The organism is Phaeovulum veldkampii DSM 11550, from assembly GCF_003034995.1.
Lineage (GTDB): Bacteria > Pseudomonadota > Alphaproteobacteria > Rhodobacterales > Rhodobacteraceae > Phaeovulum > Phaeovulum veldkampii.
Genome location: NZ_PZKF01000066.1, coordinates 1 through 7793 on the forward strand (window position 1 = coordinate 1; position 7793 = coordinate 7793).

Consider the following 7793-nt stretch of genomic DNA (forward strand, 5'->3'; position numbering starts at 1 on the left):
TGATGAGCGGGCATTTCTGGTTGAGCGACGCGCAGATGGAGCGGCTGCGGCCGTTCTTTCCGAAGTCGAGAGGCAAGCCGCGGGTGGATGACCGTCGGGTGCTGAGCGGGATAATCTACGTTCAGAAGAACGGGTTGCAGTGGAAGGGCGTGCCGGCCGTGTATGGGCCGCCGAAGACGCTCTACAACCGGTTCGTGCGCTGGTCGCGCATGGGCGTGTTCGCCAGGATCTTCGCCGAGCTCGCCCAGCCGGGACCGGATGGCGAAACGATCATGATCGACAGCACCCACCTCAAGGCGCACCGCACGGCGGCAAGCCTCTCAAAAGGGGGACTCGCCCGCGGGCCATCGGACGGACCAAAGGCGGGCTGAACTCCAAGCTGCACATGGTGTGCGACGGGCTGGGTCGTCCCCTGACCTTCTTCCTGTCGCCCGGCCAGATGAGCGACGCGAAGGGCGCGTTGGTCCTGCTGGATGCCCTGCCGCCCGCAAAGATGCTCCTCGGCGACAAGGGCTACGACGCTGACTGGTTCCGCGAAGCCCTTGATGACAAGGGGATTGCCGCCTGCATCCCGGCCCGGCGCGGGCGCAAGAACCCCGCCAGCCACGACCGGAAATTCTACAAGCAACGTCACCGGATCGAGAACCTCTTCGCCCGTCTCAAGGACTGGCGCCGGATCGCCACCCGCTATGACAGATGCGCCGAGCTCTTCCTCTCCGCCATCTGCATTGCAGCGACCGTCATGTTCTGGTTGTGAGTCCTGACCCTAGCGGCCTTGGCTTTTCTTCGCTACGCTTCAATCATCTTCTGAATGCTTGGCTAAAGCCAAAACGTCTTCCTAACTGGATCGCGGAGTAGCACCTTGACACGAATAATTGACCTAGACGCTGCCTTGGCAAAAGCTTATCTCGAAAAGCCAGAATGCTACTTTCGCTCAGATTTCCCCCCATACATCAGTTTCGAGTCTATTTTGAAAGACACTTCGGCAGTATTGGGGGCAGGTACATACCTTGCCTTCCAAAAGCCAAAGCCTGAGCGCGCGGTTGATATGCCTAGTGTCAACTATGAGCTTCTGAGTACGAAAGATGGGCGCTTTGCGTGGCGACCGTTTGAGCTTATTCATCCTGCAATTTATATGACGCTAGTCAAGATACTTTGCGAAGACGCTAACTGGAAGTTGCTTCAAGGACGTTTTAAAGAACTGCATTTGGGCGTGGTCGAGTGTACTAGCTTCCCGATGGTATCTGACGGAAAAGAGAAACATGATGCTGTTCAAGTGCGAAATTGGTGGTTGCGATACGAGCAACGTTCTCTAGAGCTATCAATGGAATACACCCATTTATTGAAAACGGATGTGTCCAACTGCTACGGCTCGCTGTACACACACAGCATTGCATGGGCTTTACACGGGTACGACGCCGCTAAAGCAGCGCAGGGTGATAAGGGCCTGCTTGGAAATCAGATTGATTTCCACATTCGGAGTAGTCGATACGGTCAGACGAATGGAATTACTCAGGGTTCTGTTCTGATGGATATTGTCGCTGAACTAGTATTGGCATATGTAGATCACCTGATCACCGATAAGCTCCAGGAGAAGAAGGATTTTCACATCCTCAGGTATCGTGACGACTATAGTATCTTTACGCTGAGTGATCAGCGAGCGTCTGAAATCGTTCGGGTCATTAGTGACTGCCTCAGGAAAGTTGGCATGCAACTCGGGGCGGGAAAAACTTCTATTAATAACAACATCATTGAGGGCGCCATTAAGCCTGAAAAGCTGGCAGGTGTTCAACTCGAGGACATGGATATCTCGCATGCTAAGACAATTCAAAAGCAGCTTCTGAGATTACACGCATTCTCTCGTCTTTACCCCAACACGGGTGCAATCAAGCGGCTAGCGGATAGTGCATTCCAAAAGATATCGAGAATTGATAGGGCGCCCGAAGATTTAGGCGTTCAAGTGTCTATTGTTTGCGATATCGCAGTGGTTTCTCCAAGTGCTTTTCCCGCTCTGTCTGGAATTCTTGCTAAGTTGATTTCGCTCGCACCGGAAGCGGAACGCGAAGAATTATGGGGAAGAGTGGTGGAAAAGATGAAGCGGATACCGCACAATGGACATCTCGAAATTTGGCTGCAGCGAGTCACAAAGGCGAAGGGGGTTGGACTCACGTTTGCAAGCGACGAGCCAATCTGCAGAATAGTCAATGGTGAAGCGGCACAACTCTGGAACAATAGCTGGATCAGTAACCACGATCTGATAGCGGCGCTTGATGTAACTAAAATTGTTGTGAGTAGCCCAGAAGATCTCGACCCCGTTCCGGATACAGAAGAGCTCTCGCTCTTCCGTGAGTATGCCGAATTTTCTTAGTCACAGAGTGAAATCAACTTGCTTTCGTCAGTATGTTCGAAGGCCCCGTTTTCAGAGCTCGTTTCTAGAAGATTTCCTGTGCACTATGAGCGTGCTGCGACCGGCTGCTAAGGGCCGAGGGTGTGTCAAAACCCGCTGACGGGGGCGGTCTGCTGATGGCTTTGGGCGTGGCCCCTTTCTACCCGCGTCGGATCGTCCTTCAGCGCGCAAGGCGATCTGGTAGGCCTTGCCATACGAAGTGCGACGCCGGAGGTGGGGGCTAAGCGCTGATCAGGCCGTAATGGCCTTCATCAGGCGTCGGATGCCGATCAGGGAGATCACCCGTTTGATGTTATAGGCTAGGACGTTCAGCGCCATTTCGGTGCGGACGTTCTTCAGCCTGCGGGTCAGGAAATGGGTGTGCCCCATCCAGGCCTTGATGGTGCCGAAGGGGTGTTCGACCGTGCAGCGACGCAGGGTCATCGGATCCGTGTCCCGGCTCAGCCTTTCGCGCATCGCGTCAATCAGATGCTCGTGTTCCCATCGGGTGATCCGGCGCTCGGCGCCGGTGGTGCATCGGCTTTGCAACGGGCAGGTCTGGCATTCGTTGATCCAGTATCGCCGGACCCGAATACCGCGCTCCTCAGTGGTGTAGCGGTAGATAAGTTCTTCCCCTGCCGGGCAGATATAGACGTCGCGCTCTGCATCATAGACAAAATCGGCCTTCACATACATGCCCTTGGCCGCATTGCCCGAGGTGGCCGGGCGCGGCACGGTGGTGGTGATGCCCGCCTCATGACAGGCGAGGATCTCGGGGCCGCTGAAATATCCCTTGTCGGCGATGGCGTGCAGATCATCGCGCTGGAGCGCGTCTTTCGCCGCAATCGCCATCGGGCTGAGCTGGTCGCGGTCGAAGCCCTGGTTGGTGACTTCGTAGGTGACGATGATGTGGCTCTCGGTATCGACGGCGGTCTGGACGTTGTAACCAACCATGCCGCTGTGTCGGGCGCTGGTCGCCATGGCGCGGGCATCGGGGTCGGTCAGGGAAATCTGCCCGTCCGGCGCGGCGGCCAAGGCCTGCTCCATTGTCTTCAGCCGCGCAATCTCCTGCCGGATACGGCCGTAGCGGCGGGCCAGGTGAGACACTTTCCCGGCCCGGGCCTCGCCCTCTTCCTGCCGGTCGATGCGGACCATCTCGGTGATATAACTCTCAACATCGGCTTCCAGATGGGCGAGGCGGCTGGCGATCTTGTTCTTCGTGAAATTCCTGTCACGGTTGTTGACGGCTTTGAACTTGCTCCCGTCGATGGCGACGCAATCGCCCTTCAGCACGCCGATCCGGCGGCACAGCTCCACGAACTGCGCGCAGGTCTTGCGGATTGCGCGTATGGCGCGACAATCTGGATGGTGTCTCATCCAGATTGTCGCGCAGCATGCGCGGCCATTCGTGCGGCGGAATTCGGCGATGGTCTTGTGATCCGGCACCAGCCTCCCGATCAGCCACATCACCTCGACATTGCGCCCCGCTTCGCGTTCCAGCCGACGGCTCGACGGGATCCGGTTCAGATAGCCATGGATGAACAGCTTCAGCAGAATGGCGGGATGATACCCCGGCCGACCGGTGCGTGCCGAGGTCGAGCGCACGAAACCGAGGGTTGCCAGATCAAGCTCATCGACGAACAGGTCAATGACGCGAACAAGATCATCCTCACCTATCCAGTCCTCCAGCCGCTCCGGAAAAAGCACCGTCTGGCTGCGCTGAACGCCTTCGATGAAACCGGCCATGCTGATCTCCCGCTACCAAGGAATCCTAGCATGCCAAAGGGTTTTGACACAGCCTCGGCCGTCCTTGACGAGGCGCTCCGCGCTGCACGCGCGAATTCCGTCTGTTCGGTTTCGGTCGGTTTGGGCTCCCAACGGTCGTATGCACCCCTAGACTGGGCAAGGTGCACTCTACGGCTTACGGCGGTGCCGCAAGAGGCCGAGATACCCGCCGCTGATCAACGCAGACGCATTGCGCGCGAGCGCGATGACGGCGGCTCGCAGCGGGGATGTCTTCCAGGGTTCGGACGACACGCGCCGTTCACCGAAAAGCACGATGCTGATCTCGCGGTAGCTCGCGCCTGCGGCGCGCCCATCGGCGGCCTGCATCATCATGCGGAACCGCTGACGCTGATACGGGGTCATCCGGGTGTCGCGCGGGACCGGGCGCGCCTTCAGCATCTGCCAGAACCGCTCGATCGCTTCGATCCGACCTGGCAGGTCATCGTCGAGCGGAAGCAGGATGGCCATGGACCCGGCGTCGGTACGCCCTGCCATATTCAGAAATGGCACGGAGCCATCCGTGCCCAAGACGCCGTAGCGCCCCTCCTCTGCTTCCGCCTGCGTCGGCAGATCAGGCGCAATGGGCCGCGGCAAAGGTGGCCGGAAACCTGGGACCTCGCCCAAAAGTACGGTGCCCGGATTGGCGTGAGGTGACCAGATTACGGGCTGGTCGAGGATGGAAAGCCTCGGGTCGGCCGGAAAATCGCAGGCCCCAGCGATGCTGGGCTTCCTCCTCGAACGGGGCACGCTCGGCCATTTGTGTCACGATGTCAGCGAAGCGCGCCTGATAGTCGAGATCGCGGCGCAGGCATTCCCAGGCGATGCCTTCAACCGAAAGCTCATCAAAGAAGTCATAGGAGTCGTGGTTCCGCCACTTCGATGTATCTGGCCCCATCTCTCAACCCTCGACAGAGTAAACACACGTATGAGGCGAAAAGATTCCAGCGCAAGGAAGCTGGGAAAAGGCACGGAAGGATGCAGCAGATGATGCCGCTGCAGCATCACCGCGCGCAGGAGGTCACGGAGTGCCGGAACGCGGCCCCAGAAGCTGCCGATAGCCACTCTGCGTCATCCAGCGCGCCCGCGCCAGATGGCTATCGTGCACACGCCGCGCGCGATCGGGTTCACGGACAGGGTCGATCCCGAACAGGACCTCGACGGCCTCGGTCCAATCCGCGCCATCGGCTGTCGCATCGAGAAGACGCATGTAGAGCTTGATGTGCCTGCGGTCGTAATCGGTGATGTCCGCGCTGGTGGGGGCGAGCTCGTCGAAGGCCGGGGTCGTGGGCTTCATGGCGCGGTCCCCGGGAGCATCGGCATAGTTCGCCGTCTGTCACACCGCCCTGTCGCGTCAGTGGGTCTTCTCGTCTCGGCCATGCTCCAGCATCACTCCCTGCCCGCGCTTGTCAGACAGGATGACGATCCCTGCGGCCTCGAGTGCCCGGCGAACCTGATCCCGTGTCGATTCATACACCTCAAGCCGATTCTCGGACTCGAGGCGTTTCAGGGCAGTCAGGGATATTCGGGCCTTGTCAGCGAGCGTCTCCTGCGTCCAACCCAGCAACGCGCGTGCGGCCCGCGACTGTCGAGCGGTGATCATGCATGATCACCTCCCATCGCGACCGGCGCGCATTCCAGAACTACGACTATTTTAGTCGCTTTCGTCCAATCCGCCACTGGAAACTGCGGTTTCGCAGCGCGGCCTATGCCGTTGTGTAATCCCGCGATTCGCCGCCAGCACCGGCTCCACTTGCGGCGTCGCCCAGCCGCGCCGGTCCCTGCAGGTCACGCTGTGGCCCCGGCGCGGTCGCGGTGGGCATCGCCTTTCGCGGCGGGCATGGAAAAGGCCCCGGTCTTGCGACCGGGGCCTTGTGGTCCGCGTCAGTCGGCGCGGCGGCCGTTGGGGCGGGACCAGATCAGAGAGAAGCCTTCGCCGTCTTCGTCGTCGAAGAGGTTGGCGTAGATCGGGGCGGTGAAGCTCGGATCGTCGAGCTTGAGGCCCAGATAGTCGCGGCCCTCGTTCGAGCGCTTGGACCAGGCGGCGCCGATCTCGGCGCGGCCGACCAGGACCCGGTGGCTGGGGGCGTTCTCGCCGGTGGCGCGCTGGTCGGGGACGATACGCACGCCCTTGGCCTGGACGCTGAGGGTGACGATATCGCCGGTGAATTCGTTCGTGCCGGTCTTCTTGAAGGTGCCGATGGTCGCCATGGTAAGTCTCCGTTTTTCGTTTCCGAGCCCGCACCATTGCGGCCTCGATGGCGATCGATAGGACGGAGACGACCGCTGGCGCACCCCCGCCCAGCGGGGGCCTGACAGCACAGGAGGAACTTTCTTGGTCCCGCGAGGAATGGCGGCCTTCAGGCCGGCAGGGGAAGAAAGTTGTGACGACGCTGTTGCGCCGAAGCGGTCGAGGCGAAGCCGGTCTTCGGCCAGATCAGGCCATTGAAGAGGCCGTATGGAGCGGTCTGGACACGGGGAGCAGACGGAGACACTGGCGACAGGCCCCCGCCAAGGCAGACAGGACGGGGCCACACACGCGATCCGCCTCCCCCCTCCAGGCCTTGCGCATTGTCCAACCCGAACCATGCCACCGGCAGCGCCCCCCCTGACGGGATCGATGACGGCCCGCCGATACGGCCTTGCCCGTCCCGTGCTCTGGACGGGACAAGAACAGGGCCTAGCGACGATCCGAAGCTACGCACCCGAGCCAGCCCCGCAATCCGACGAGACAGGTAGGCAGGGCTTTCTTGCTCTGGTCGCCCCACCTGCCTGCCCGCCTTCAGCCGCGGACCAGGCTCCCGCCCGCATCGCCGGGGGCCGCCATGCCTGCGACCCGCAGAAAGGCCGTGATGCCCACCGCGACCGCGCCGATGACGGCAAAGACGACCTGCCAGGCCTCCGACGGCATCATTAGCCGGGTGATCCCCAACGTAGCGTGGAACCCGGCCACACCAGCTGGGGCGACGAAGGCCAGCGCGATCAGAAGCCGCGCCCAAAGCGGACGGACGACCATCAGAAGGCCCTGACCAAGCGCCAGAACAAGCCCTGCGCCAGCCAAGCCGATGACGGTCGCGCCCAGCCACCCGGCACCGGTCTCATAGGCCCAGGTGCCAACGGTGAGGCCTGCAAAGAACGGCAGCGCGAAGACGGCGAGATTGAACAGCAGCCAGCACATCGTGCCGATGGCCGCCAGAGAAACGAGGATTCCGAGAAAGATCATGGTGGTGGCTCCGCACAAAAGGTTGGACGGTCGCGCCTCCACCACCACCATGGCGCAGATTTCAGGATAGCATTGATCAGGGTTGCCCGCGAGCCTCAGGTTGCTCGCATCCGCACCCACCGCCACATGACGGGTCAAATCCGCGATCAGGTTGTTTCATTTCAGAAGTCCAAAACGATCTCACTGTTGTTCATCCCAAGGCGCCCTGCTGACGATGAGCCGCCGCAAACGTTCGGTCTGTCGGGGTTCCGCGTCGAAGATGTCCATGAAGGACCTGGATCTCGCAGCGTCCGACCGGAAGGCATGACGGTCAGACACTACAGCCTCGGCGGCCTCGCGGCTTGCATCCAAAATGAACTCCGATCGCGTTTTGTTGTGGCAAGCAGAAGCGCGATCAAGAAG

Annotated in this window: 10 protein-coding genes; 2 read left to right on the forward strand and 8 right to left on the reverse strand. The window is 60.5% G+C overall.

The genetic code is table 11. From position 1 onward, the window contains the following. The first annotated feature begins 2 nt into the window (after positions 1–2). Positions 3–757 (forward strand): IS5 family transposase gene (locus C5F46_RS15200; protein ID WP_107326169.1). Its coding sequence is split into 2 segments (ribosomal slippage): positions 3–321 and positions 321–757, totalling 756 coding nucleotides; the frame shifts between segments, so codons are not numbered across the junction. A 105-nt stretch (positions 758–862) separates the two neighbouring features. Then, positions 863–2368: an RNA-directed DNA polymerase gene (locus C5F46_RS15205; protein WP_107326170.1), complete on the forward strand. Its 1506-nt coding sequence runs from the start codon at positions 863–865 to the stop codon at positions 2366–2368. Positions 2369–2638: 270 nt separating this feature from the next. On the opposite strand, the gene C5F46_RS15210 is transcribed toward C5F46_RS15205, so the two are convergent. From C5F46_RS15210 to C5F46_RS15245, 8 genes are all read right to left on the reverse strand, one after another. After that, complete coding sequence (locus tag C5F46_RS15210; protein ID WP_107326171.1) at positions 2639–4132, reverse strand: IS1182 family transposase; 1494 nt, start codon at positions 4130–4132, stop codon at positions 2639–2641. 168 nt (positions 4133–4300) lie between these two features. Next, the gene (locus C5F46_RS16945; protein WP_201161498.1) at positions 4301–4639 is read right to left on the reverse strand and encodes a DUF2285 domain-containing protein; all 339 of its coding nucleotides are present in this window, start codon (positions 4637–4639) and stop codon (positions 4301–4303) included. 103 nt (positions 4640–4742) lie between these two features. Further along, entirely contained in the window at positions 4743–5066 is a 324-nt protein-coding gene (locus tag C5F46_RS16785) for a transcriptional regulator domain-containing protein (RefSeq protein WP_181317772.1), read from the reverse strand. A gap of 123 nt (positions 5067–5189) precedes the next feature. Continuing rightward, a complete protein-coding gene (locus tag C5F46_RS15225; RefSeq protein ID WP_107326173.1) occupies positions 5190–5465 on the reverse strand; it encodes a DNA -binding domain-containing protein in 276 nt (91 codons plus the stop codon). Positions 5466–5522: 57 nt separating this feature from the next. Next, positions 5523–5771 carry a helix-turn-helix domain-containing protein gene (locus tag C5F46_RS15230; RefSeq protein ID WP_058096061.1) on the reverse strand — a complete coding sequence of 83 codons (249 nt, stop codon included), beginning with the start codon at positions 5769–5771 and terminating at the stop codon, positions 5523–5525. A 281-nt stretch (positions 5772–6052) separates the two neighbouring features. Next, complete coding sequence (locus tag C5F46_RS15235; RefSeq protein WP_058096062.1) at positions 6053–6379, reverse strand: DUF736 domain-containing protein; 327 nt, start codon at positions 6377–6379, stop codon at positions 6053–6055. A 571-nt stretch (positions 6380–6950) separates the two neighbouring features. Beyond that, positions 6951–7391: a hypothetical protein gene (locus C5F46_RS15240; protein ID WP_107326175.1), complete on the reverse strand. Its 441-nt coding sequence runs from the start codon at positions 7389–7391 to the stop codon at positions 6951–6953. Between the two features lie 180 nt (positions 7392–7571). Further along, on the reverse strand, positions 7572–7793 hold a 222-nt coding region (locus tag C5F46_RS15245), incomplete at its 5' end, for a type II toxin-antitoxin system TacA family antitoxin (RefSeq protein ID WP_146160247.1).

Bases quoted from the DNA above. Each gene is read 5' to 3' on its own strand.
- C5F46_RS15210 (WP_107326171.1), bottom strand. From the start codon at position 4,132: ATGGCCGGTTTCATCGAAGGCGTTCAGCGCAGCCAGACGGTGCTTTTT.
- C5F46_RS16945 (WP_201161498.1), bottom strand. From the start codon at position 4,639: ATGGCCATCCTGCTTCCGCTCGACGATGACCTGCCAGGTCGGATCGAA.
- C5F46_RS16785 (WP_181317772.1), bottom strand. From the start codon at position 5,066: ATGGGGCCAGATACATCGAAGTGGCGGAACCACGACTCCTATGACTTC.
- C5F46_RS15225 (WP_107326173.1), bottom strand. From the start codon at position 5,465: ATGAAGCCCACGACCCCGGCCTTCGACGAGCTCGCCCCCACCAGCGCG.
- C5F46_RS15230 (WP_058096061.1), bottom strand. From the start codon at position 5,771: ATGATCACCGCTCGACAGTCGCGGGCCGCACGCGCGTTGCTGGGTTGG.
- C5F46_RS15235 (WP_058096062.1), bottom strand. From the start codon at position 6,379: ATGGCGACCATCGGCACCTTCAAGAAGACCGGCACGAACGAATTCACC.
- C5F46_RS15240 (WP_107326175.1), bottom strand. From the start codon at position 7,391: ATGATCTTTCTCGGAATCCTCGTTTCTCTGGCGGCCATCGGCACGATG.